This is a genomic window from Leptospira alstonii serovar Sichuan str. 79601 (genome assembly GCF_000347175.1).
GTDB classification, from domain to species: Bacteria; Spirochaetota; Leptospiria; order Leptospirales; family Leptospiraceae; genus Leptospira; species Leptospira alstonii.
In genome coordinates this window covers 1-24,840 of record NZ_ANIK01000099.1, presented here as the reverse complement: position 1 = coordinate 24,840, position 24,840 = coordinate 1, and the positions used below count along the sequence as shown (strand labels likewise).

The 24,840-nt window shown below is 42.7% G+C and carries 20 protein-coding genes and 2 pseudogenes; 9 read left to right on the top strand and 13 right to left on the bottom strand.

Annotated features, from left to right (window positions below):
* Positions 1-13 precede the first annotated feature (13 nt).
* Positions 14-1,237 (bottom strand): cell division protein FtsA, encoded by a 1,224-nt coding sequence (ftsA, locus tag LEP1GSC194_RS17575; protein WP_020774844.1) that lies wholly within the window; start codon positions 1,235-1,237, stop codon positions 14-16.
* A 1-nt stretch (position 1,238) separates the two neighbouring features.
* On the bottom strand, positions 1,239-1,991 hold the full coding sequence (locus tag LEP1GSC194_RS17570; RefSeq protein WP_020774831.1) for a cell division protein FtsQ/DivIB: 753 nt from the start codon (positions 1,989-1,991) through the stop codon (positions 1,239-1,241).
* 163 nt (positions 1,992-2,154) lie between these two features.
* Here LEP1GSC194_RS17570 and LEP1GSC194_RS17565 point away from each other — a divergent pair, with 163 nt between their 5' ends.
* Both LEP1GSC194_RS17565 and LEP1GSC194_RS17555 read left to right on the top strand, forming a co-directional pair.
* Positions 2,155-2,955, top strand: a complete 801-nt coding sequence (locus LEP1GSC194_RS17565) for an MlaD family protein (RefSeq protein ID WP_036043618.1) — start codon at positions 2,155-2,157, stop codon at positions 2,953-2,955.
* Between the two features lie 332 nt (positions 2,956-3,287).
* Entirely contained in the window at positions 3,288-3,887 is a 600-nt protein-coding gene (locus LEP1GSC194_RS17555; protein ID WP_020774864.1) for a DUF2179 domain-containing protein, read from the top strand.
* A gap of 27 nt (positions 3,888-3,914) precedes the next feature.
* Here the strand turns inward: LEP1GSC194_RS17555 and LEP1GSC194_RS17550 are convergent, their stop codons facing one another.
* Positions 3,915-4,445: an SET domain-containing protein gene (locus LEP1GSC194_RS17550; protein WP_036043615.1), complete on the bottom strand. Its 531-nt coding sequence runs from the start codon at positions 4,443-4,445 to the stop codon at positions 3,915-3,917.
* Between the two features lie 644 nt (positions 4,446-5,089).
* Between LEP1GSC194_RS17550 and LEP1GSC194_RS17540 the strand changes: the two genes are divergently transcribed.
* Positions 5,090-5,914, top strand: a complete 825-nt coding sequence (locus LEP1GSC194_RS17540; protein ID WP_020774829.1) for a class I SAM-dependent methyltransferase — start codon at positions 5,090-5,092, stop codon at positions 5,912-5,914.
* A 51-nt stretch (positions 5,915-5,965) separates the two neighbouring features.
* Here the strand turns inward: LEP1GSC194_RS17540 and LEP1GSC194_RS17535 are convergent, their stop codons facing one another.
* Positions 5,966-7,222: an NAD(P)-binding protein gene (locus LEP1GSC194_RS17535; RefSeq protein WP_020774845.1), complete on the bottom strand. Its 1,257-nt coding sequence runs from the start codon at positions 7,220-7,222 to the stop codon at positions 5,966-5,968.
* Positions 7,223-7,354: 132 nt separating this feature from the next.
* On the opposite strand from LEP1GSC194_RS17535, the gene msrA reads away from it, so the two are divergent.
* Positions 7,355-7,948 (top strand): peptide-methionine (S)-S-oxide reductase MsrA, encoded by a 594-nt coding sequence (gene msrA / locus LEP1GSC194_RS17530; protein WP_036043612.1) that lies wholly within the window; start codon positions 7,355-7,357, stop codon positions 7,946-7,948.
* 60 nt (positions 7,949-8,008) lie between these two features.
* Here msrA and LEP1GSC194_RS17525 read toward each other — a convergent pair.
* A pseudogene (locus tag LEP1GSC194_RS17525) lies at positions 8,009-8,681 on the bottom strand (PAS domain-containing protein).
* Positions 8,682-8,977: 296 nt separating this feature from the next.
* Here LEP1GSC194_RS17525 and LEP1GSC194_RS17520 point away from each other — a divergent pair.
* From LEP1GSC194_RS17520 to LEP1GSC194_RS17510, 3 genes are all read left to right on the top strand, one after another.
* The gene (locus LEP1GSC194_RS17520; protein ID WP_017809024.1) at positions 8,978-9,433 is read left to right on the top strand and encodes a GyrI-like domain-containing protein; all 456 of its coding nucleotides are present in this window, start codon (positions 8,978-8,980) and stop codon (positions 9,431-9,433) included.
* 140 nt (positions 9,434-9,573) lie between these two features.
* Positions 9,574-10,200, top strand: coding sequence for a glutathione S-transferase family protein (locus LEP1GSC194_RS17515; protein WP_020774841.1), 627 nt, complete (start codon positions 9,574-9,576; stop codon positions 10,198-10,200).
* Between the two features lie 691 nt (positions 10,201-10,891).
* Positions 10,892-11,812: a lipase family alpha/beta hydrolase gene (locus LEP1GSC194_RS17510; RefSeq protein ID WP_020774837.1), complete on the top strand. Its 921-nt coding sequence runs from the start codon at positions 10,892-10,894 to the stop codon at positions 11,810-11,812.
* Between the two features lie 91 nt (positions 11,813-11,903).
* Here LEP1GSC194_RS17510 and LEP1GSC194_RS17505 read toward each other — a convergent pair whose 3' ends face one another.
* The 5 genes from LEP1GSC194_RS17505 to LEP1GSC194_RS17485 form a co-directional block, all read right to left on the bottom strand.
* Positions 11,904-15,020 carry an efflux RND transporter permease subunit gene (locus tag LEP1GSC194_RS17505; protein WP_020774833.1) on the bottom strand — a complete coding sequence of 1,039 codons (3,117 nt, stop codon included), beginning with the start codon at positions 15,018-15,020 and terminating at the stop codon, positions 11,904-11,906.
* Positions 14,986-16,365, bottom strand: a complete 1,380-nt coding sequence (locus LEP1GSC194_RS17500) for a TolC family protein (RefSeq protein WP_020774858.1) — start codon at positions 16,363-16,365, stop codon at positions 14,986-14,988. The genes LEP1GSC194_RS17505 and LEP1GSC194_RS17500 overlap by 35 nt, the downstream gene beginning before the upstream one ends.
* Before the next feature lie 163 nt (positions 16,366-16,528).
* A complete protein-coding gene (locus LEP1GSC194_RS17495) occupies positions 16,529-16,903 on the bottom strand; it encodes a hypothetical protein (protein WP_017808792.1) in 375 nt (124 codons plus the stop codon).
* A gap of 601 nt (positions 16,904-17,504) precedes the next feature.
* Positions 17,505-19,730: a SulP family inorganic anion transporter gene (locus LEP1GSC194_RS17490; RefSeq protein WP_020774828.1), complete on the bottom strand. Its 2,226-nt coding sequence runs from the start codon at positions 19,728-19,730 to the stop codon at positions 17,505-17,507.
* A 45-nt stretch (positions 19,731-19,775) separates the two neighbouring features.
* Complete coding sequence (locus LEP1GSC194_RS17485; protein WP_017808794.1) at positions 19,776-20,108, bottom strand: hypothetical protein; 333 nt, start codon at positions 20,106-20,108, stop codon at positions 19,776-19,778.
* A gap of 236 nt (positions 20,109-20,344) precedes the next feature.
* Between LEP1GSC194_RS17485 and LEP1GSC194_RS17480 the strand changes: the two genes are divergently transcribed.
* Positions 20,345-21,487 (top strand): DUF1577 domain-containing protein, encoded by a 1,143-nt coding sequence (locus tag LEP1GSC194_RS17480; RefSeq protein ID WP_020774834.1) that lies wholly within the window; start codon positions 20,345-20,347, stop codon positions 21,485-21,487.
* Between the two features lie 88 nt (positions 21,488-21,575).
* Here LEP1GSC194_RS17480 and LEP1GSC194_RS17475 read toward each other — a convergent pair whose 3' ends face one another.
* The 3 genes from LEP1GSC194_RS17475 to LEP1GSC194_RS17465 form a co-directional block, all read right to left on the bottom strand.
* Positions 21,576-22,583 carry a hypothetical protein gene (locus LEP1GSC194_RS17475; RefSeq protein WP_036043610.1) on the bottom strand — a complete coding sequence of 336 codons (1,008 nt, stop codon included), beginning with the start codon at positions 22,581-22,583 and terminating at the stop codon, positions 21,576-21,578.
* A gap of 41 nt (positions 22,584-22,624) precedes the next feature.
* Positions 22,625-23,269 carry a DedA family protein gene (locus LEP1GSC194_RS17470; protein ID WP_020774835.1) on the bottom strand — a complete coding sequence of 215 codons (645 nt, stop codon included), beginning with the start codon at positions 23,267-23,269 and terminating at the stop codon, positions 22,625-22,627.
* Positions 23,270-23,361: 92 nt separating this feature from the next.
* On the bottom strand, positions 23,362-23,694 hold the full coding sequence (locus tag LEP1GSC194_RS17465; RefSeq protein WP_036043630.1) for a hypothetical protein: 333 nt from the start codon (positions 23,692-23,694) through the stop codon (positions 23,362-23,364).
* Positions 23,695-24,043: 349 nt separating this feature from the next.
* On the opposite strand from LEP1GSC194_RS17465, the pseudogene LEP1GSC194_RS17460 reads away from it, so the two are divergent.
* Positions 24,044-24,724, top strand: a pseudogene (locus tag LEP1GSC194_RS17460) (UvrD-helicase domain-containing protein); the annotation flags it as partial.
* Between the last annotated feature and the right edge of the window lie 116 nt (positions 24,725-24,840).

Below are 24,840 nucleotides of genomic sequence, written 5' to 3'. Positions count from 1 at the left end.
TTTTCCTTACGGGTCAAAGATTGTCTTCAATCCATCGTTTGATTTTTTTCGACCAACCTTCCGAACGGTCCACGGATTTTTGATCCATGTCCGTCATTTTATCTGCGTATTTGATCATTCCGATCACCGTGGAGAATTCCGGAGAAGACGCTTTCTCCGCGAGTCCGCTGATTCCACCCGGCCTCGCTCTGGATGACGTTAGACGAAACACGTCTTCGGCGAGAGTGTCGATTCCTTCGAGAAGACTTCCTCCTCCGGTGAGAATCACTCCTCCCGCGAGAAATCCTTTTTTACCGGATTTTACGAGTTCCTTATCCGCCATCTCGAAAATTTCCCTCATTCTCGGTTCGATGATGGAAACTAGTTCTTCTCGTAGGACTTGTCTTGCGGGTCTTCCGCTGATCGGAGGGATTTCGATCGTTTCGGTGGGATCGATTTCGGATAGAACGGTATGCCCGTATCTTTTTTTAAGCAGTTCGGCGGTTTCTAATGTGGTTTTGAGTCCGATGGAAATATCGCTCGTAACGTTGATTCCTCCGAAAGGAATCACGCAAGAATAGGAGATTCCTCCGTCCACATATACGATCAAATCGCAAATTCCCGCGCCGATGTCGAGAACCGCGGTCCCGAGGTCTTTTTCTCCCGAAGTCAAAACCGCTTCGGAAGAAGCGAGACTGGAAAGAATCATCACCTCGCAACCTAAACCCGACGATTCAACACATTTTTCTAAATTATGAATCGCTGTTATTCCGGCGGTCACGATGTGAACTTCCGCCTCTAAACGGACTCCGGTCATTCCGATCGGATCTCGAATACTCGACTGGTCGTCCACCGAAAATTCTTTGGAAAGTACGTGTAAGATCTGTTGATCGGCGGGGACTCGAATCGCTTGAGCGGCTTCGATCACTCGAACGACGTCCGGTTCCGTCACGGTTCTGTCCCGGTTCGTGATTGCGACGACTCCCTTGGAATTGTCCGCCCTGACCGTTTTGCCCGTGATGTTTACGGCTACGCTTGAAATTTCTTGACCGGACATAAGTTCGGCTTCGCTCACCGCTTCGATGATGGAACGTGTTGTGGATTCTATGTTGATGATGGATCCGTTTTTAACTCCGGAGGAAGGATACACGCCGGTTCCGATGATCTCCACTTCGTATTCGGAGATAGGCCGGGCCACGACTACTTTCGTCAAAGAAGTCCCGAGATCCAATGCGGCGATGATCCTAGGTTCCGACATATCAGTGATAGACCGCGTCTTCTCCTCTGATATCCACCAGTTCGGATTGGATCCGATCTTTTTCAAAATATGCTAATATAGCGTAGAGTTTTCTGACTTGATCCTTATGAAGAAGCGTGCCGATTTGAATTCTCAATTGAATCGGTTCATCCGCAAAGAAAAAAATTTCCCCGTCCTCCTGCAATAGAACTTCGGAGATTCTCGGCTTTAAAGCGGGATACATTCGAAAAGCCTGTTCTACGGAATTGTAAAGATCGCGGAAACTCGCGTCTTGAATCGCTCCGTTTTTTACGGGAAAATTTCCGGAAAGAACACAAAGATCTTTTTCGCGAACGTCGTCTTTGGAAAGAAGTCGCAACTCCGAATCGATCTCGTAGAGATGTCCGTCGGAGTTCACGACGTAGTCGGCTTTTCTTTCCGTAAGTTCTATGAGAAGTTGGTCTTCCGACTTTTTAGTGATACGAACGAAATTGACCCTGGGAAGTCTGGAAAGTTTTTTTTCCAGAAGATCCAAGTCCAGAGTATCAAAGGAGGTTCCGGGTTGAATTTCGAGCATTCTTACGATTTCTTCCGTTCTGAGCTTTTCATGTCCCGTAATGATTAACTTATTCAATTCTCTGGGAATCATCCCTTGATAACCAAACCCGAGAATCATTCCAACAACGCTCAAAATCCCAATTAGGAGAGCCAAAAGCAGGATGTTTCTCCTTTTCTGCACAAATTCTTGTAAAAAGTCAATCAGATTATGTCTCATAATAAATTCTTCGGGGAAATTTCTTCTGTAGTTTCCATATCGGGATTTTTGAATCAGCCTACATCTTGTTTTTGTGTGTGGGAACTCCTCATTTAAAAAAAAGAAGGTCGCCTCGAAACAACCGCCTTATAAAATCCGATCCTATAATAAACCCATTCGTTTTATGAATCTTTCTAAACACATAGCAGTTCTTACGGGCATTATCTTCTTCTTAGGATTTTCACTGGGAATGTATATTTCCGTGATTGAAAAAGCCGGAACCAAGGACGAATATCCTTATACCATGAAAATTTACTATCCTCGCTTGGAAGGAATTCATCCGGGTGCGCCGGTTCGAATTTTGGGAGTAGAGAGAGGGATCGTTCGGAGTTTAGACGTGGTTTCTATCGACGAAGTAGGAGATCAGAGATTTCTAAACAAAGACCAGACAAAGGCGATCGAGATCGTCATTCGCCTCAGGGAACCGATCACACTTTGGGACAATTATAAGATCACGTTTCAGACCAATACGATTCTTTCGGGAAGAACCATCGATATAGATCCGGGTTCTTTCGACAAAGAAGACACGGCTTTTTTTCAACCTACATACTTGGAAGAGGAACAAAAACCTCCCGACTTTCTACCTTCCGCCGATTACTTTGAAGATTTTTTCGCGGCGTCCACCGGAGTGATCCGAGAAAACCGGGAAGATATACGAGCCTCTTTCAATAATTTCTACGAGATTTCGGAAAAACTGAAATCGAATCGGGGAACAATCCCTCGGATCATCAATTCTCCGGAAACGTACGATAACGTGTTGGAACTTCTTTCCGACGCGAGAATTTTCGGAAACGACGCGCGCCGTTATATGGAAGGATATCGTAAGATAGAACGTTCGGCTCCGATTCCGCTCTCGATCAATTTATATCGCAAAACGACCCTGATCGGGAACGTAGGAGGCAACTACTATTTCAAAAAATTATAATATATTGTTTTACGGATATGACATCAAATTTACCATCTCGGACTATACCTCCAAATTCCAGGCCTCGAATCATAACTCTTCTCCCGATTTCAAACCATGACCCAAATATTATAATTTCATAATTATAACAAATACCGATTCGCATTAACTTTTTAAGTATTATTTCGAAATCGCCCGCGTAAATGAAAATCGAGCGGTTGGTCGAACTCGTTCGTTTTCGATTCCAAAGCCGAGCACCTATGTCCAAAACGGAAACTTTCAATCGACCCTTCCGATAGAACGCCGCCAATTCTCCTCGACGAGAATCATTCCCTCTAAGATCCTTGTTATGTATGGAACTGAGTTTTCCTTCTCCCGGAAATCCTATCTTCGATTACGTTCTCCTCCCTTGTTTTATCTTTCTCTCTCGAGTCACCGACGTATCGATCGGAACGATCCGAGTCATTCTTCTCACCAGAGAGAAAAAGGCGATCGCGGCCTCTCTCGGGTTTTTAGAAGTTCTTCTCTGGGTCATCGTAATCACTCAGGTCATCAAAAATCTAAACAACGCCCTTTGTTATCTCGCTTATGCCGGGGGATTTGCTACCGGCACTTTTATCGGAATGATTCTCGAAGAAAAGCTGGCAATCGGTTTTTCTCTTTTGAGAATCATATCTCCCGAAAACGGGGACACAATCGCAAACAAACTTTCAGAAGCCGGATATAGGGTTACGACGATGAACGGTCAAGGAAGCCGCGGTCCTGTAAAAATCGTTTTTACGGTTTTAAAAAGAAAGAAAATCAGTCAGGCAATGACAATCGTCAAGAAGGTGGAACCCGACGCATTCTATTCGATAGAAAACGCGCGTAGTACAAATACTGCAGCGTTTGAAGATTCTCCAGGACTTCTCAGAAGAGGAATCCTGGAAAGAATCCTAAAGGTTAGAAAGTAAGATTTTCGTTTTAAGCCGTTTTACGTTTTATACTGGAATTTTAACGTAAAGTTTTTTGATTTCTTTTTGAATGAATTTCGGAAAGTTCATCTGATATTCGTGAACCAGAAGTTTCCAATCGTCTTTCCGAATGAATTTTCTGCAATTTGCAGATCCGCAGCCGCACTCGAAGGTCTGATCGAAGTTTACGATGAAATTTGCGTAGTCGATGGTAAGCTCTTCTCCCGCTCGAATTTCTCTTTTTGCTACGATGTTGTCGTCCTGATCATACCACATATTCGGATCACAGGAGTGATTCATAAAATTGGAGTGATTGATTACGTACTGATCGCTGGTCGGCCCGGTGACTAGACCGAAGTCCACATCGTATCCGTATTTCATGAAGATGTCCTTTTCGGAATCGGGAAGCGACTCGGCTTCGTCGACCGTCAGAACTTTCCATCCAAATTCTTCGTCCTCGATCCACTCGCTGTAACTGAACAGCAAGGTTCCTTTGGGGATGGTCTCCGTTGCGAAGGTCCCGTTCTCCCCGAATTTGTTGATTCGTTTCTCGATCATGCAGATGATCCCTGCGTTTATCGCCAATGGCAAAATTTTTATCTATCAAGAATGGTATAAAAAAAACTTCAATTAAAATACTAAATTCGAGTAATATTTAATGCAACTTCCGTCGAGCTTGTCTCAAGAGGAAAATTCCATTCCAAAAACGTAAATGATTTTTCTAAGACCGACTTTCAAGCAAACCTCCGGGGATCCATGGCTCCAAAAAAATTTCCTTCTTTCGTTTGAGACAAATCCGTTCGTAAAATTTTGAAACCACTTCCTCCGATCTCTAGGACCAAAGTGGATTTGTGAAAGAGCCGATTGTGATTTCCGGATCTTTCTATGTTCGAGTGGACTTTGCCGGTCTCTAAAAAACAAAACGCGGCAACAAATTGTTCTTCGCTTGAGTCGGATCTAAAAGCACGATTATCAACAGGATCGAATTCGATTTTTTTTCAGACGATCCGGAATACGGATTTAAAACACATACCGATCGAACTAAATATATGTATAGCCATTTATTAATGCGACATGCGGATCCGTATCCGAATTTCATAAATGTGCTTTTTCAAAGATAAACCAAGGGACTTTGTAAAATGATTCCAATCGCCGATTTAGTAAAGAATTTCGATACTTCGAGTTCGAGAAGAATTTTCTAAATGAAATTCTTTCTAAAAACAAAACCGGAAGAAGCTCCGGATACGCTCACACATCTTTATCTCAATCCTGAAAATTCTTCCTGGGCCAATCTGGGTTATTGGAAAAACACGAGCGATTATCCGACCGCTTGCAGAACATTGGCTCGCCTTCTCGGCAAAAGAGCGGATCTCAAACCCGGACTCAAAGTACTGGATCTGGGTTTCGGATGCGGGGATCAATTCTTCGTCTGGAAGGAAGAATTTTCCCTCGACTTTGCCGATCTGATCGGAGTCAACACCTCCGTGGTCCAAGTCGAATTTGCAAAAAATCTGATAGAGTCTCGATCCGATTCTTCTCCTAAACTGATCTGTTCTCCCGTCGAAGAAACGATCGTCTCCTTTCCGCACCAGTCCCTGGACCGAATCCTTTGTCTGGACAGCGCGTATTTCTTTTCCGATCGAAAAAAATTTTGCGAGCAGGCCTTTCGTGTTCTGAAACCGGGAGGTCGTCTCGTTTCCGCAGAACTGATTTTGAAAAACTCCAAACTGGGAATCCTAGACTCTTGGCTGAGAGATCTGATTTGTACATTCAGTTCGATCCCGAAAAACAATCGAGTCACACCCGATTCCCTTTCCGGGCTTTTAAAATCTTCCGGGTTCGTCTTGGACGGTTTTGATTTTTTAGAGGGGGACATCTTCGAAGGTTTTTCGAATTTTCTCAAAAATAAAACGAATCTCCCGCCGAGAATCGCTCGTAAATATTCTCGCTTTGCGGAGTTTCTAGGCGGGGAAAGAATGAAGAGATACTTTCAGTTCGTCCTTTACGCGGCGGTCAAACCCGCTTAACGTGGGTTAAGTTTTGACACACGCGTATCCAATGCGAAAACGCGCGCGTCGTTAAGAACGCATTGAATTTGCCACCCAGCGCCTTACGTCCAAGGATGTGGAAACCCCCGCTTCTAAAAGAGGAATTCCGTATCTTGCATAGGAACCGCAAAACCAGATTTTTCTTCCCGGTTGTTCTTGAAGAGCCTTCAACTCTTCTACGGTCTTTTGATTTTTCAGATCGATGATCGGCCTTTCAAATCGGGAACGGGAGATCAGAGTTCCCTGTTTGGCTTCTTCCAAAGGATTCCAAGTCTGAAAAATTTCGGCCTTTCCGATTTCGGGAAGCACCTTGTTCAATCGAATCGTGGCCGACGGTTTGTCCGTTTCCGGGGAAAGCGTAAAACATAGAGGCGCCCAATGTCTTTTTTTATTGGGCATAAAGGAAGAATCGGTGTGCATCAAAATTTCAGATTCTTCGTATCGAAACGCGGAAAGAAGTGTTTTCTCCCGAGCCATCTCGTCCGGAAGAAGTGAAATCGCCTGATTGGCCGGAGTCGCGACCACTACGCGATCGAATTCCTCCTTTCCGTTATCGAAGGAAACAAAAACTTTTTTACCGTTGAGCTCGATCTTTCTGGGATTGGATTTTAATCTAAGTTCCTTCGCTCCCGCCGAAAGTCTTTTCGTGATATCCCTGGTTCCCCGACTCGCGGTTAAAAAACGAAGAAACTTAAAACCCTTCGCGTGATAACCGATCACCGTTTCCGCCGGATAATTCTTCGCGCTTTTGAGAGTGCAAGTGTTGATGGTAGCGAACATGGGAATCAGATACTTATCTTGAAACTCTTTCGAATATCCGAATCTTTGTAAAAAACCCGAGATCGTAACTTGTTCTCCTTTGAGAGATTCCCATTGATTTGCGGATTGACCGTAAAAACGGATCGTATCCGAAAAAATTTTCCTGGATTCCCCGTTCTTAAAACAAACCGGAGAAACGAACGGATAAAAATTTCCACCGAACCCGAAAGTGCTGAATTGAAAGTAAGTCGACCCGTCCCTTTCGTTTAAAGAAAAAGAATAATCCACGGGCCTGAATGCAATTCCCGCTTCGTTGTACATTTCGATTAAACAAGGATAATAGTTTTGTTTGAACGCCCGGAAAGGAACGTCGAAACGAAAAATTCCGTCCTTTAACTCGACGTCCGTTCCATGCGCGTCCATTCCGGGAAGCGAATGACGTTCCATCAGAACCACATCGTGTTCCTTGCTCAAGTACCAACATGCGCTCAGTCCCGCGATTCCACTTCCCAAGATTGCGATTTTCATATTACGTTCTTAAAATTAGATTCTTTAAAAGAAAACATAGGATTTTTTTCTTTCGAGATGAAAATCATATCGGAATCCCATACTCTGTAACCGTTCCATTCCGAAATCGAACCTTTCTTTCGGGAGATCCGAATGTTCCACTTTAGAGTCTTGATTTTAGTCTGTGCCGTATTCTTTTTTTCCACTTTGATTGCGAATCCTAAAACGGAAAAGGCCACATTTGCGGGCGGTTGTTTTTGGTGTATGGAAGGCCCGTTCGAATCCCTTCCCGGAGTTATCTCGGTTATTTCCGGTTACTCGGGAGGAAAAGAAGTCAATCCGACTTACGAAGACGTGGGACACGGAAGAACGGGTCATAGAGAAAGCGTTCAGATCGAATTCGATCCTTCTAAAATTCGTTACGAAGATCTCTTAAAGGTTTTTTGGAAACAGATCGATCCGACGGACGGCGGAGGACAATTTGCGGACCGAGGGAATCAGTATAAAACCGGAATTTTTTATCGCGATAAAACTCAGAAAAAAGCGGCGGAAGAATCCAAACAACGAATCGAAAAATCCGGAAAGTTTTCCGGGCCGATCGTGGTTGAAATCATTCCTTTTACTTCTTTTTATCCCGCGGAAGGATATCATCAAAATTATTATAAAACCAATCCCGAACATTATAAATCGTATCGAAAAGGTTCGGGGAGAGAGGCTTACTTGGAAAAAATTTGGGGAAAACATTAAAACGAAAAAAAATCGGAGTCTACGGTTCGACTCCGATTCTTAGCGTTCTTAAATTCGGTATTAGCAGAGACGAATCAAAAACATCGTGAGGTCTTTGCAGTTTATCTCTTCCCTGACCCGGCTGGGCCAAATCTTTTTCGATTGTTTTTCTGTAAATCGCCTTAAGATGATTCTTTAGAGTTCCTGAATGTACTCCGAGTTGTTGAATCAAACAGGCTCTCGTTTGACCCGCGACTAAACGTTCGCAGATTTTAGCTTCCTGGCACGTTAGGCCGTATTCCTTTTGAAGTTGCGGTAAAAGAGATTCTCTGACTTTTCCGTTTTGAACCTCCTCCGCCGAAACCAAATTCTCTTCGGATACGGCCGTTACGATCTCCTCATCCGAAGGAAGATCGACTTTACATAAGAAATTTGAAATATTCCCCGCCTCATCCCGAAGAGGTGTGATTCTTTCCTTCCAAGAAATCGTCTCCCCCGATCCGTTTCGATTTAAAAAATTCCCTTCGTATTCCTTTCCGGAAAGAATGGTCTTCCACAATTCTTCGTAAAAATCGGAATCGTGAACACCGGCTTGAAATAATCTAGGATTTTTCCCAATCAATTCGTTTCGGTTATAACCGGAAATGGTTTCAAAAACGGGATTGATATATTCGATCATACCACATCGATTCGTGATAAACATCGCGTGAGGATATTGATAAAAATAAGAAATTAAAATCGAAGAAAGATTCATATTTCTCTCACCTCCTCAATTTTTACTTTCATGATAGACATAGATCTCCTCCATCTCTTAAGGAATAAGCGATTCTTGTGTATATTAAACCGCTATAAACACACCTAAGTATTTAGTTTGATCCGTCAACTAAGTGCCCCTAGAAAACGCTCAGAAATACGGATAAAAATCGGAAAATGATATTCCTTTAGTAATGGACGATCGAATTTGAGCATTTACATTCTCCCAATTCATATCTTTTTATAAAAAGAATCTGAATTCTTCTTATACAATGTTAAAGGAACCAAGAAATATTTATGAAACAAAGTTTAATGTCGAAAAAGAATCTGATCGGAATCGGAACCCGTACAAAAAATGAGAACGAAATGGGAGCGAACGGAAAAATTCCAAAACTCTGGGAAAGATTTTTCCAAGAAGTTTTTCCGAAACTAAACGACAAGGGAGATTCCATCTACGCGGTTTACAAGGATTATGAAAACGATGAAAATGGAGAATATTCTTATTTCATCGGAGTCGCTTCCGATGAAATAAGTTCTTTTGAAAATGTTCAACTTCCGGAAGGAAAGTATATGGAGTTGATTTCCTCCAAAGGGAAAAGTCCGGAGATCGTAATTCAACTCTGGCAACAAGTTTGGTCCGATTCGGAAATAAAAAATCGAAGAGCATTCAAAGTGGATTACGAAATTTATCCGATCGATTTTTCTACGACTCTCGAAACTCAGGTTCGTCTTTTTCTCTCGGATAAATTTTAGATGTCAGCGTATTAGGGTTCAGTGGATAGTTATTAGGAATCAGGGGACAGTGAATAGGGGTCAGATTGACCTTGCCGATTGCCTTAAATCCACTCGATAGATGGAGTGACAGCTTCGGTTCCACCGATAAATTTGGCCGCATGACAGATCTTCAACTTGTTATAGGCGACAAAAAATTATCCTCCTGGTCCATGCGACCTTGGATTCTATTAAAAGAAAAGAATATTCCTTTTACCGAAATTTCGCTGACCCTGAATACTCCCGAATTTCAAGAAAAGATAAAACTTTATTCGAATGCGGGTAAGGTGCCGGTTCTCGCGGACGGTGAAGTCAAAATCTGGGACACATACAGCATCGTAGAATACTTGGCCGAAACCTTTCCTGAAAAAAATCTTTGGCCGAAAGACAAAACCTTACGGGCCTTAGCTCGATCGATTGTCGCGGAGATGCACTCCGGTTTTACCGATCTTAGAAAAAATTTACCGATGAAAATAGTCGAAAAACTCCACGGCAAATCTTTTCCCGAAGAGGTTTGGAAAGATATTCAAAGAATCGAATCCATCTGGAAAGAATGTCTACACTCTTACAAAGGACCTTTTCTTTTCGGAGAAGAATTTACGATCGCGGACGCGTTTTATGCGCCCGTTGTGGGAAGGTTTATCACCTACGGAATCGAACTAGGGCCGGAAGCCACCGAATATATTTCCAAAATCAGCAATCTCCATTCTTACAAAGAATGGATCGAGGGCGCTTTGAAAAACAGTTAATTTGAATATACTATTTTTCTAAAATATCCCAACTGCAATGCGGCATAACTCAAAGCGAAAGCGATTATATGTTACGATCCATAGAGAGCGAAATTGAGTTTATTCCCCGAATTGCATCAACGCAGAGCTTTCAATTAACGCTCTCTGAACTCAATCTCACTCCCTGAATGCCGCCCCATAGGAAGGCATTCACTGAGTTTCCACGGGTCGTTCGATAGATCGCGTTTCAGGTCGTGAAATAGAAGGCGGGAAGGCTCGGGAGGCTTTTCTCTATCATAAAATCATACTTTTTGCAAGTAAAAAGCCTCATTCTTGTCGGAACACTTGCATTTTATTGTGTAAAATCCTGTCCACTAATCCCTAACAACTATCCACTTGAAACGTGCGTTTTGATCCTTCCTCTTCCAAAATCCTTCTCTACTTGCGGGTAACGTTATATATGAGTTCAATGCAACAGTATTCGATAAAATTCTAATATTTCTGATCGTATCTCCTATGACTTTGTAAATGGAATGATTCCATTTTTATCCGTATAAGAAAATAGGATACTAAAACCTATCCCCTAAACGTTTCAAACTCATTCATAATTTCTTTACTAATTCATTTTGTTTTCGATTTTTTACTTGATTGATTTCTCCCTATAAGTTAAATTCCACCGCGTTTCTAATTGAAAATTGATAAGGTGAATAAAATGAAAAAAGTGAATTTAAGAATTTTGTTAATATTAGCGTTTCTGATAACGAACGTTACATATGCGTCCGGGGGAGGCTCTTCCAGCAAACCTTTGTCCGGCAGTTATCCGATCATACTGGCTCACGGCTTGTTCGGTTGGGGAAACAATTCTACGGTTGTCGATTATTGGGGTGGTAACGCCGCATATCTTCGGAATCAAGGCGCGTATGTATTGACTCCTTCCGTCACGGCTTTGAATTCAAGCGCAAGTAGAGCCTCTCAGTTAAAGACCGCAATTCTCGCGGCTATGGCTGCGAACAATTACACCGGCAAGGTTCATATCATAGGACACTCGCAGGGTGGACTGGACGCGCGTTATATGGTTTCCAATCTTTCTATGAGCGGCAAGGTTGCCACCTTGACTACGTTAAACACTCCTCACCAAGGAAGTCCGGTCGCCAATATCGTCGCGGCAGTAATTCCGAGTTGGGCCTTGCCGTACGTTTCAACGGTTCTCAACGCGGTAATCGGTTTTGTATATGGAGATTCCAGTCAGAACGCGACCGCAGCCTTAAAACTCCTTACGACCGACGGCCTCAAAGCGTTAAACGCGGCGGCTCCGAACGTTGCCGGAGTTAAATATTTTTCTTACGGATCTACGATCAGCTTTCCGGATTTGATTCAACATCCCGCAATGGGAATCTTGCATCCAATCTGCGCGATCGGCGCTCCTTTTTACGGAATGAGTATCGCAAACGACGGAGTGGTTCCCGATTCTTCCCAGAGATGGGGAACATGGAAAGGAGGTCCTTCCACTCCTATTCTTACCACCGGAATCGATCACTTGGAAGCGACTAACGCGCTTTATCTGGGACAACTCTGGTATGACACCAACGCTTACTTTTTGAAAATGGCGAACAACGCTAAGACCAACCAGTAATCGGTTTTAAAACTTCCCGAAATCGTTTCCGGTTTCGGGAAGTTCCTAAAGTCCTTCCAGCATGGGCGCTTTATTGTAAAATTATAATATTTTAATTTTCTGAAGTTTTTTCCAACCAATAATAAAAAACGGGAAGGATCACCAAAGTAAGTAACGTAGAAGATACGATTCCCCCGATCACCACCGTAGCCAGCGGTTTTTGCACTTCCGATCCGAGTCCGGAGCCGAACGCCATCGGCATAAATCCGAAGGACGCCACAAGGGCCGTCATAATCACGGGACGGATTCTGCTCGTAGCTCCTTTCAGAACCGCCTCCTTTAACGAAATGTTCTTTTCCTCCCGAATCCTGTGGATCGTATCCAACTTAACGAGTCCGTTTAACACCGCGATTCCGGATAACGCGATACATCCGACAAAAGCGGAAACGCTCAAATCCATTCCCCTTAAAAATAAAAACCAAATCCCTCCGGTCAATGCAAACGGAACGCAAAAGAATACGAGTAACGCCTGACGCACCGATCCCAAACCCAGGTACAAAACCGTAAAGATCATCAAAAACGTGGACGGAAGAATGACGGATAATTTCTCTTTCGCCTTCGAAAGATTTTCAATCTGCCCGCCCCAAAACACGGAATATCCCCGAGGTATATTTATCTCCGAAATTTTTTCCTTCGCTTCGGAATAAAATCCTTCCAGATCCCTTCCCCGCAGATTGACCGAAACCGCAACGAACCTTCTGGATTTATTTCTGGAAATGGTCATGATCTTTTCTTCTTTTTGGATCGAAGCGAGAAGTCTGATCGGAATCATTCCTCCGTCCTGCGTTCCCACGCCTATATTCGATATTTCGGATTCCCGGTTTCTAAATTCTTCGGAGAGCCGGATTTTAATCGGAAATCGAACTTCTTCCTCGTAGTATCCCCCCAGTTCGAATCCGCTCATCGAAGCCTCGACTGCGTTGTTAAACGAAGGAAGAGATATATTATAATATTTTAATTGAGTCGGATCGGGAACGATGTCGATCACCGTGGATTTTCGAAGGGCCATGATCGGGTCCAGCTCCACTTCCGCCGCTCCCGGAATCTTATGTAGGGTTTCTTTCAAGGAATTTTGCAGATCCAAAAGAATATTCAGATCCTTTCCTAAAATTCTTACGCTGATATCCGCCCTACTTCCTTCGAGAAGTTCGTTGAACCTTGCTTCCAACGGTTGACTGAGAGTCAGCTCGGATTCCGGAAAACGGTCCTGAACTTTTTTATGAATTCGGTTTAAAAAATCCTCCCAATTTTTTTCCTTCAACAGATCGTCCAAAGATTCCTTTTTAAGAATGATAAACGTATCCGCGTTGAAGGTTCCCATCGGATCGTTCGCGACGGAACTCGTTCCGATTCTCGAAAACACGCTCCGAACCTCCCGCATTTCCATCAGAAGTTTCTCCACTTCCTTCTGTTCCTCGAGACTTTTTTCCACGCTGATGTCCCCTTGTCTTACGATTACGAGCATCAGATCTCCCTCCATCAACTTAGGAAGAAAGACCGTTCCCATTCTAAAATATACGAACAAAGTAAGTATAAAAAACGCGAGCGAACCTATTACGATCGGTTTAGGATTGTTTAATAGAACCGGAAGATACGTTTCATACAACGTTACGATCCCGCTCTTTTTAATCTCTCGGTTTGCGGTATGTTTAGCAGGTACGATAAAAAAGTACAACAAAGGAGGAAGAAAAAACACGGCCAAAATCAGGCTAAAACCCAATGCGAGCAGGACGGTCTCAGCCATCGGACGAAACATTTTCCCCGGTATTCCGTCTAACGTTAAAATCGGAACATACACGAGCATGATAACGACAACTCCGAAAGACACCGGTTTTAAAACTTCCAGGGACGCGTTTAAGATCGTCCGGATTTTCTCTTTTCGATCGGTAATTCGATCTTTTTCAAATCGAGTCAATACGTTTTCGGTAATCACGATGGAGGCGTCCACAAGAAGTCCGAAATCGATCGCGCCCAAACTCATCAGGTTTGCGGAAATTCCGAAAACCTTCATAAAGATCGCGGTCAAAAGCATCGAACCGGGAATGATCGCCGCAACGATGATCGAAGCCCTTATGTTAAAAAGGATAAAAAATAAGGTTAGGACTACGAGAATCGCACCTTCGGAAAGATTTTTAATTACGGTCCGAATCGTAGAATGGATCAGGAAAGATCTTTCCAGAAGGACTTTGACCTGCACGTCTTCCGGAAGATTTAAACCGGACACGGCCCGATTCAGATCCGCGTTCACTTGATAACTGTTTTCTCCCCGCAACATCATCGCGGTTCCTAAAACGATTTCCTTTCCTTCGGAACTCGCTCCGCCTAATCGTTGTTTGCCGTGCTCCTTTACCTGCGCTATATCGGAAACCCGGATCGGAAAACCGGTAAACGTGCGGCGAACCGTAACTTCGGACAAAGAGTTCAGATTTTTTTTGATTCCATAGGCTCGAACGATGGCGAGTTTTCCGTCGTTTTCGATGAAACCTCCGCCGAAACTTTCTCCGATCGTGGACAATTCTCCGATCAACTGATCGATTGTGATTCCCAAAGTTCTCATCTTGATAGGATTCAGATCGATATGAATTTCTTTTTCATATCCTCCGTTGGAATCGACTTCCACGATTCCCGGCACAAGAGCCTTTAACTGAGGGCGAACCGTATAATCCTGTACCGTTCTCAAATAAAGCAAACGTTCCTTTTCCGGAAGAGAAGCGAGTTTGCTTCCCGGTTTTGCCTCCACCGTATAAAAGAAAATTTCTCCGAGTCCCGTCGTATTCGGAACGATCGTGGGAGCGATTCCCTTCGGAAGTTTTTCCTTTGCGCTTGCGATTCTTTCCAAAACCATACCTCGGGCCTGATAGATATCCGTACCCTCTTTGAAGATCAAAGATATATTAGAAAGTCCGAATTTAGATACGGAACGAACGTCGATCAGATTCGGCATTCCCATGAGTTCCGTTTCAAGCGGAAACGTAACCACCTTTTCGACCTGTTCCGGATCCAAAGAACCCGTCTTGACGATTACGATCACCTGCGTGTTGGTGATGTCGGGAACCGCGTCGATCGGAACTTCTTTCAAAGTAAAAAAGGAATAGATGAATAAGAAAAATACGATTCCCGTCGAAAGGATCGGATTATTTAAGCTGATATTCAAAAGTCTGGACAGCATGTTTAAACGTTCCTATAATTTCTTTTTCGTTGGTCATGTGCAGCAGATTGAGCAGCGCTTCGAGGTGAACGATTTGCGCGTCCAAAATCGCGTGATGTGTTTCGTGCAGTTGGTTTTCCAATTCCAGATAACTCATCATCAAAATTCTTCCCTTTTTAAATTCCGCGTCCGCATAAATCAGATCTCTTTCGATTTCGTCTAACTTTGAAAGATTAAAAAGTTTGAGATTGATCTTCGACTGTTCGTAATCCAGAAAAGCCTGTTTAAAAGCGGTTTTGACGAGATTTTCCTGATGATGAAAAATTTCCTGCTTGGACTTTATATTGACCTCGGCCGCTGAAATCTTATTTTGAAACTGATCCCATACGGGAATCCTGAACTTAAGACCGAAGTCGTAAAATCGGTTGGCGACCCCCGATCGGTCCTCTCCCACCTGACTGACGATGGAATAATCCGGATACTTTTCCAAATTCGCAAGGTTGAGTTCCGTTCTCGCCTTTTGAATTTCCTCTTTGGCGGCCATAAGAGTCAGATTTTGCGAAACCGCTTTGGTCTGAAGTTCGTTAAAATCGAACGCCACTCCTTCCGAAAAAAAAGGAATCGCCAACGAAGGAACCGATTCGAGCATGAGATATAAATTCATAAACTCGTATTGTTTATTCGCGTCCAATTCGAGATCGTTGAAATGTTTTCGAAGAGCCAGGATTTTTCTTTGAATGATGAACAGATCCGTCTTTGCCTGAGGAGTGATAAAAGGTCTCGCGCGGATATAACTTTCCAAAATCGATAATCTTCTGAGACGTTCCTTGACGTGATTTTTTTTGCCCGCGGAAACCAGATAACGATAGGCGAACTTAAGCGCGTTAAACCGAATTGAATTGCTCGCTTCCGCGAGTTGAATTCCCTTAATCTTCGAATCGTTATCCACTAAAAGTTGACGCAGTTCCTTTCGACCCGGAAAATACACGGGCTGCTCGAACTGAAGCGCATACTCGGCTCCGCTCTGGTTGGCCGCGCTTCTTTGACCGTAATCCAAGGTCAAAGAAGGATTCTGAGTTTTTCCCTGTTGTTTACGCTGGTAAAAAAGGGATTCCAAATCCGCATTTAAGGAAAGGAGCAAGGGAGAATTTTTTTCCGCCAAATCCAGAATGGTTCGAACGTCCAACTCGGAACTAGTTTCGGATCGAATCGGAACGACTAAAATAACGGTAAAAATTACAAAACTTATCGAAACGAAGTCGATCCGGGTTCCGTAAAAAATATTTTTTATCGAGCGCGACACTAGTTTAAAAAAACAGAATATACTTTTGTGAGTTTCGGGAGTTTGACTCCGTTTCATTTGCATAATTTACCTCACATTCGAGTCTCTTGGATTGGGGAGAAAAATTTACGCTTTAGAACGGAACAAGCCGTAAAAAACGTTTACTTCGAACTCTTGAAACGGAAGAACGTATATCGGTTCCATCCGATTTCAAAACCGAAAGAATAAGGATTGTGGAAGTTAAAGATTAAATCAAAAGACGAACGGATGCGAAAGTTTGAATATAGTTCGAACCGGTTTCGACAAAATCGAAAACGAATTCCATCCGTGTTGAGAAAGGAAAGAATGAAAAGAACGGATTTGCAGCGTAAAGACGCGACGGTATAAAAAACCTTAGAAGTTTAAAAAGGTTGGAATCCGTTTCCGAAAGAACGATCGAACCCGAATCCCACTCGCAACCGGAAGCCTCGTCCGAGTTCGAATCTTGATGACAAGAAGCGGAAGACTCTGTCGTTTTTTCAATCTTAGAATCGAATCCGCAGATCGGTCCACAATCCAAAGCCAACATAAGAACGGCTAACAATGTACATCCGATCCATGTTTTAAAAATCGCGGAGCTCATACTCTATCAACTCAATGCGTATCCGAACTTGTCAACGTAAAATAAGGGCGCCTACTGCGCAAAACACATCGAACAACCGTCGCGACTTTCCGAAAGAAATTAAACTTTAGGTTTTCCAGTTCGATCCACCGTGATCAAACCCGACGGCAATCCAAAGTAAAAGGCGCAGTACCGCGCTCCGGCGCGACTACGCTTTCGCTTCGGTCCCTGCGGGACCGCGTTCCGCGTCGCTCTGATCGCTGGCGCGTATTAAAATCTTCCGAAAAAGAAGGAAATCCGATTTCTAATTCCAAAAATTGAATATACTGATAAACAACAAGAAATGGATTTACAATCCCTTTCCATTCTGAAATCAAAAAAACGGATCGTATTACTGATTTCTATAAAATTAAGTACCGTTAATTTTTATCGCAAAAGACCGCTTCAACGCAAAATATTAGATACTTATTATATAGAAATGAGTAGAATTGTTGAAAAATCCCATATTACAGATTAACAAAACCGCTTCAACCGCCCATTTCTGTGAAACAAAAACGGATGGAAATTAATTTTTCAACAACTCAATTCTACTTTGACATACCTATCTTTTTAGAATGAAAACTCAACGCGTTTCAAATTGATAACGAAAGAGATCGTAATCGTGAAAGTCCTTGTGAACGTCGATATTGAGATCCAAAATCTTACCTTGTTTTAAATCGTACACCCAGCCGTGGAGTTGAAGATCGTTTCCCCGGTTCCAGGAATTCTGAACGATCGTAGTCATACAAAGATTGTAGACTTGTTCTCTTACGTTCAGTTCCACGAGCCTCTGGTGTTTTTCATCCTCGTCTAAAATCCTCGAGAGTTCCTTTCGATTCATTCTATATACTTGTTTGATATGTCGCAACCATGCGTCGATCAAACCGTGATATTTTCCGTCGATCGCGGCCTTAACTCCGCCGCAGCCGTAATGACCGCAGACGACGATATGCCTTACTTTCAGAACCTCGACGGAGTATTGAAGAACGGACATCAGATTCATGTCCGTATCGATCACTAGGTTTGCGATGTTTCTATGTACGAAAAGTTCTCCCGCGCTCGTCCCCGTCATTTCATTGACCGAAATCCTGCTATCGGAACACGATATGAGAAGATATTCGGGCGTTTGACCCAATGCAAGATTCTTAAAGTAATCCGGATCTTTTAAAAGTTTTTCTTCCACCCAAATCCGATTGTTTTCAAAAAGTTTTTGATAACCCTGCTGAGCGATCAAGTCCAGAGGTTTGTTCTTGATTTTTTCATAGGGAGAAGCCACGTCGATGATTTCCAATTTGATGTTGCGGGATTCGGCTACGATCTTGAAGTCCTCGATGATTTCCAAAACGTCGGGATCGATGTATTTGGACTTGGTGCCGTCGATGATCAGATGTGCGTTATCCGGCACTCTGTCGAGTTTGTACAACATACTCGATTTATTCAAAAACGACACGTCTTCGGAAAGGTCGATCTTCACTTCGACTCCGTAAGCCATTTCTTTTTTGTTGAATTCGTAAGGGTTAAGAATGTTCCTTCTTACGATAAAAAAGACGGAAAATAAACAACCGATCCCGATCCCGATCAGAACGTCCGAAAAAACGATTCCAAGCAAAGTCGCGATAAAGGGAATAAACTGATCCATTCCCTTTCGATACTGGGTTCTAAGGATCCGATAATCGGTAAGTTTGTAACCGACGACCAAAAGAACCGCCGCCAAAGAGGCCAAAGGAATTTTTGCGATCCAACTCGGGATCAAAATCAGAGACAAAAAAATAAACAAACCGTGAAAGAACGCGGAGAATCTAGTTTTCGCTCCGGCCTGCAAATTCGCGGAACTTCGAATGATCACGGACGTAATCGGCAATCCTCCCAGAATGGCGGAAATTAAATTTCCGGTTCCTTGAGCGACCAACTCGCGGTTTTTGGAAACGATCCTCCTTTGCGGATCCGACTTTTCGATCGCATCCAAGTTCAACAGGGTTTCAAGACTCATGACCAGACAAATCTTTATCGCTGCGAGATAAATCGCCTGATTTTTCCATTGGGAAAAATTCGGGAAATTATCGCCCTGAAAAAGATCCATAACCCCGTTTAATTGAATCGGCTGAATCAAATGTTCCGGGCCGATCGCAATGCCTAATTCGAAAAATCGAAAGACTTCGTTTAACAAAACGCTGATCAGAATCGCAACCAAAGATCCGTGAATTATAAATTTCTTATGGAGTTTCAGTTTTTCCCAGATCAAAATCAAAAACAAGGAAACGGAAGACAAGACGATCGCTCCGGGAGTAAATCGATAAAACGCGTTCAAAATCTCGGAAAAAGTATTCTCCCGGTCCACTTGAAAAAAAACCATATCCCCTTCGTAATCCATATCGTAACCGATCGCGTGGGGAATCTGCTTTAGAATCAAAACCGCCCCGATCGCCGCCAACATCCCCTTGATCACCGAAGACGGAAAAAAATTACTCAAAATTCCAGCTTTCAAAAAACCTAATGTGATTTGCAAAACTCCCGCCAAACAAAGAGCGAAAAGAAAGTCGTTAAAACTTCCTAATGTTCTAATCGAATCGAGGACGATTATGGTAAGTCCCATAGCGGGGCCGCTCACGGATAAAGGCGATTTACTGATCAGTGAAATTACGACTCCCCCCACTATGCCGCTGATCAAACCGGAGACGACAGGAGCGCCCGATGCAAATGCGACTCCGATACAAAGAGGAAGGGCGATTAAAAAGACGACTAAACCGGAGGAAAGATCGTGCCTCAAATCGTTCCAGGAAACGCGAGGAAAAGAATGTAAGATGTTCATAATATGCTCCTTCGGGTCAAAGCCCGAAAATTTCGAAATTGTTATTTAAATCGAAAAGCGGAGTTTTTCTGGAGGCGGGTTTTCTATTTCCGAAAAATGTTGAACAAGAATCCATTCGGCTGAATCGCCGTAACGAGCGGTTTCTAAATCGTAACCGAACACAAACTTATCTTCTTGCGATACGAGATCGTCCAGTTTTAATTCGGTTGTTTTCTCCGTTTCGGATTCCGAAGTTTCCGAAGGTTCGCTCGCAGCCTCGACGGGAGAGGAATTTTTACCCGAAACGTTGAGTTGAATCCACGCGGTCGCGCAGTAGAAAATCAGAAATGCGCAAAGAAAAGTAAAGAATTTACGACTCAAATGGTTTAGAAGTTTCATAGATTTTCAAATTAATACACTTTAGAAATCTTTCTGCAATGGAGAATCAATTTTTGAATCAATCGTCCGTTTAAATTTCAAGATCCCAATTAGATTTAATAAATTATTTTATGACTATTTCAAGCATTTTTTAACATTATAATAAACTTTATCTTTTTATAATTTGAATTTTTCGTTTACTGAATTTTTCTGAAGGAGATATTTATCTCAAATCGATTTTAAAAGACGCATTACTGATGGAATATTTACAGAAAACCGATAGGGAAATGGACACCGTCACGTCCGTTGAACAGGTAGATCATGTTATTACAAAATATCTCTTAGAACAAGAACTCATTTTCAAAATCGATCCTTTTGACAAAAAAGCGGTCATTAAAAGAATCCTAGAAGAAGGTGAAAAGATTCTCATTCAACTTTCGAATGCGGAGGATATTCCGGCGGAAAACTCTTTTACTCTTTATATGATTCTCGCCAAATACATCCAATTGGAATGTATTTTTCTTCAAAAATTGGAAAATTCGCTTTTCACCGCCAAAGTGGGTGGACTTGCGATCGCGAGAAAAAATAGGGAAAACCAAAGGTTTCCGGTCGAACCGGGGTTTATGTATGTGACTAACGTAATTTCTTCCAAAAACGTGATCGAAGCGAATATGTTCAACATTCCGACCTTGGTTAAAGTAAATTTCGAAGATTATAAGAACCGTCTCAAACAAAAAACGAAAGATATTGTCGATATCGATACGTTCAGGCCTGGTTTGGATCGCAAATTTGAAATCGTTAAAAAGACGTTCAAATACCTTCTCATTGAAAACACCCAAGATCCGAACTCGTATAAGAGCGACTCGCCGGGAAGAATTAACTATGAAAAGGAAGTGGACGACGATCTATCCTCCTGTTTTAAAAATTACAAGGATCAAAAAATTATTTCCGAACTCATCGTCCCGATCGTTTACCTGAATCACGCGGAAGAAAATATCCCGATGGGTTATTTTTCAATACAGAGCAAAGAACAGACCCTCACGGAAAAGGACGCCTTGGAACTTCAAGTTCTCGCCAACGATATGATAGAGAGAATTAAAGAATCCAACACGATGAAAACGACCGAACATTTTCCGATTATCGAGGCTTCCAAATCGGGAATCAGAGTGAAGATCGAAAACCCTCATCTGATTGAAACTCTGCCGAAACAGGACGGGTTTGTATTCGACATTTTTTTTAAGATGCAGGCTCCGTTTACGGTGCACGGTGTGATTCGTTGGCTCGCAAAAGACGAAAACAATCACCTCATTTTAGGGATCGAACTCGCCGGAAAATCGGATTTACCCGGGGAACGGGCTCGTTACGAGTCGAACATTGAATTGTTGGCAAAGGAACCGTAAAAACTTCTCCGGAATCAAACTCGGGCGACTTCACTCTTTACGAATCCTCGGCAAATTTTGGAACAAGTTATAAGTGAATTAGAAAATTCTAAAATTGAGTTTGATACGGATCCAAATACTCGTGATCCTTTCTCCAAGGACGAGTCCCGTGAAACTCGACTCCCGCGGCTTGTTTCGCATTTAAAACGATCTCTTTCCCACGGTGTCGTATAACGCATTTTACGCTGCCGATATCGCTTTGTTCGATATATCTCGGGCTTCCGTCCGGATCGCGGTAGATATAACCCGCGATTTGATCCTTATCCATCTCGCTTTCCACGGATATCTCATAGTCGTCGAGACGCGTTTTAAATCGAAGTTTCGGATATTCCACTTTTGTAGAACTTCTCAAAGAACGAAAAATGGAATGCTGATGAATCTGAACTCCTCCCTTCAGAAGTGTGACGAAAGTCAAGGTAGGGGTAAGCGGCTGAGGGCGAACCGTCACGATTTCCATGGACCAATCGTCCGGATCGTCGTCAAACTTGGGAACAAAGGTCCAGAACAACTCGGAAACTCGATTGGTTCCCCAGATATGATTGAAATGTCCATTCGCATTTTGGAATGTAAATTTGCGGTCGGCAAGTCGAATCCAACCGGCGACTTCCGTAAAAGGAGAAGAAACGATACTTCTCGTTTTGGGAATCGGAGTTTTTTCCAGCCAACGCGGAAGATGTCCGACCGGTTCCAGTTTATGCATAAATTCCAAATCCCAGGCCAGATCTTCCGATTGCGAAATTTGAATCTTACCCCGCATATGATCGGGTCCCACGGATGCCTCCGGAAATTCGATCGCATTTTCCCCGATCAATACGTCCTCATAACGAAAGGCCTGCGCCGTGGTCCGATGATTTTTCGGATTTTTGCGATCGAACAGGGATGCCCATAACGCTCCCATTGGAAACAGATCCCGATTGTTTCTGGGATTGAGAGTGGAATATCTGACCCAAAAAGCCTGGTCGTTTTCAGGAATGAGAATGGCCGCAAACCAGATTTCGAATCTGGGTTTTACAAAACTCGCCGCGAATTTGGAAATAAAACTTTCTCTTAAGTTCATCTTTTTGTAACACCCGAGCGAGCTTTTTTAGATCGAAAAATTTAAGCCCGACTCTTTTTTCTTTCCTTGAGATATTCGATCACCGCCGGCATGACAGAAATAATAATAATCGCGAATATTACAATTTTAAAATTTCTTTTTACAAAACCCAGATTCCCGAAATAATACCCGCCGAAAATGAAAATAGAAATCCATAGAATTCCACCTATCACATTATATGCAATAAATTTAACGTAAGTCATCGTTCCTATTCCGGCCACAAAGGGCGCAAAAGTGCGTATGATCGGGATAAATCTCGCGATTATGATCGTTTTTCCGCCGTAAACCTCGTAAAACCGATGCGCCTTTTGCAAATGTTCCTTTTTGATCATCGGTATTTTCTCTTTTTCTAATATTTTCTCTCCGGTAAAGCTCCCGACCGAATAGTTCACGGTATCTCCTAAAATCGCGGCGACGATCAAAAGGATCAACGTACTTCCCAAATCCAGAGAACCTCTCGCAATAAACGCTCCGATTGCAAAAAGTAGGGAATCACCCGGAAGAAAGGGCGTTACGATCAAACCGGTTTCGGCAAAAATAATCAAGAATAGAATAACGTAGGTCCCGCTTTGATACGTCTGAATGATCGTATCCAAATGCGTTTCCAGGTTTAAAAAGAAATCGAGAAAAAACTTAAGGGTTTCCAAATTGCCTCCCTGCTCGAAAGGAGCGAGGTTTGATTGTAAATTGATTTAGGATAGGATTTACCGAGGATGGGTAAAGTCAAACGTGTAAAACTTTAAAAAAGCAAACGTTCTATTCCCGGATTATAACGAAAAATTTTCGTTGGATAATTCAATCGAATCGAATGGGAAGAAACACCCTTTCGATCCGGTTTGATCCTCGCGTCGAATTCCACCTCGTCTCCCACGTTAAGATCCATCGACTGAAACTTTCGAGACAAATAAAACAACTGAGATTGGATCACCGATTTTCCGGAGATCAAAAGACAAATGTCCTGCAATAGAATTCGGGATTGTTCCGGATTTTTATGATGCAAAATCGATCCCACCGTCCCGCGGAATCGGGTTCTTTTACGTGGAAGAATGTAGGCCGCGTCTTGAGTCATCATTTTATCTTTCCACATGTTTCCAAACTTAAAGCCCGTCCCAAAACCGTAAATCGACCGGATTTTATAATTATCCTTTCTTACAATTTTTGAAAAAAGATTCTTTCCGTACTGCAATCCGATATTTCGATCTTTTTCATAAAAGTACAACCTTTTTCCCTTTGTGATTTTGAAAAAATTCAATGGGATTTTTTTAGGAGTTGGTTGAAACCCACGATTCGAATGTCGCATACGGCCGCTCGATTGTGATTTTCGATCGGGATGCGAGACAAATCGGTAAAAACATTAAAAAAATTGAATTTTTCCCTCTTTGCGATTTAACCCCGGAACCGTATTCGGAAGAGGAGAAAAAATGAAAACTAAAGTTCAATACAGCCCGGCCCAAAAAGCGGTGATCGAAGAGGACACAAGATTCGTACAAGTCGTCGCCGCCGCGGGTTCCGGAAAAACAAGCACGATGGTGGGTATCATCGAAAGAATCTTAGTCGAAAACTTATTTCCGGAAGAATCCGTCTTGGTCTTAACATTTTCGAGAAAAGCGGCAGGAGAAATTTCGGATAGGATTCGAAGGTCTACCGAAAAAGACTCCATACGAGTTCAGACATTTCACGCATATTGTTTGTTTACGCTCAGTCGATGCCATCCCAGATTCATATTACAAAAGCCGAAAATTCTTCCGCCGGAAGAGAAAAATCGATTCTATCGCGAATTTTTAAAAAAAGAAAAAAACGAAGTCGGAGGGATTCCCTACGAACTTTTTTGGGCGGAGAATATCCCTTATATCCGCGAAAATTTTTCCGAACTTAGGAAAAATCTCCAGTTCGCTTATCAAAATTACAAAGAAAAAAACGGCTTTTTGGATTTCGAGGATTTAGTAAGAATATTTTTGGACGGTCTTAGAAAAGAGGAAGAATGGACGTATCAAACCAGAAACACACTTCAAAAAATCATCGTGGACGAATTTCAAGACACGGACTTGGAACAACTCGAGTTCCTAAAATTGTTATCCCAAAACGCATCCATCGTCGTAGTCATTTAGTCTCTACTTTCCCCAAATCCTTAGTTTTTTTAGGGTTAAGATGAACCTTTTGATGACTACAAACTCGAAGTAACTCTTCTATTCCGTATACTCTAATAGCTTTAAGTGCA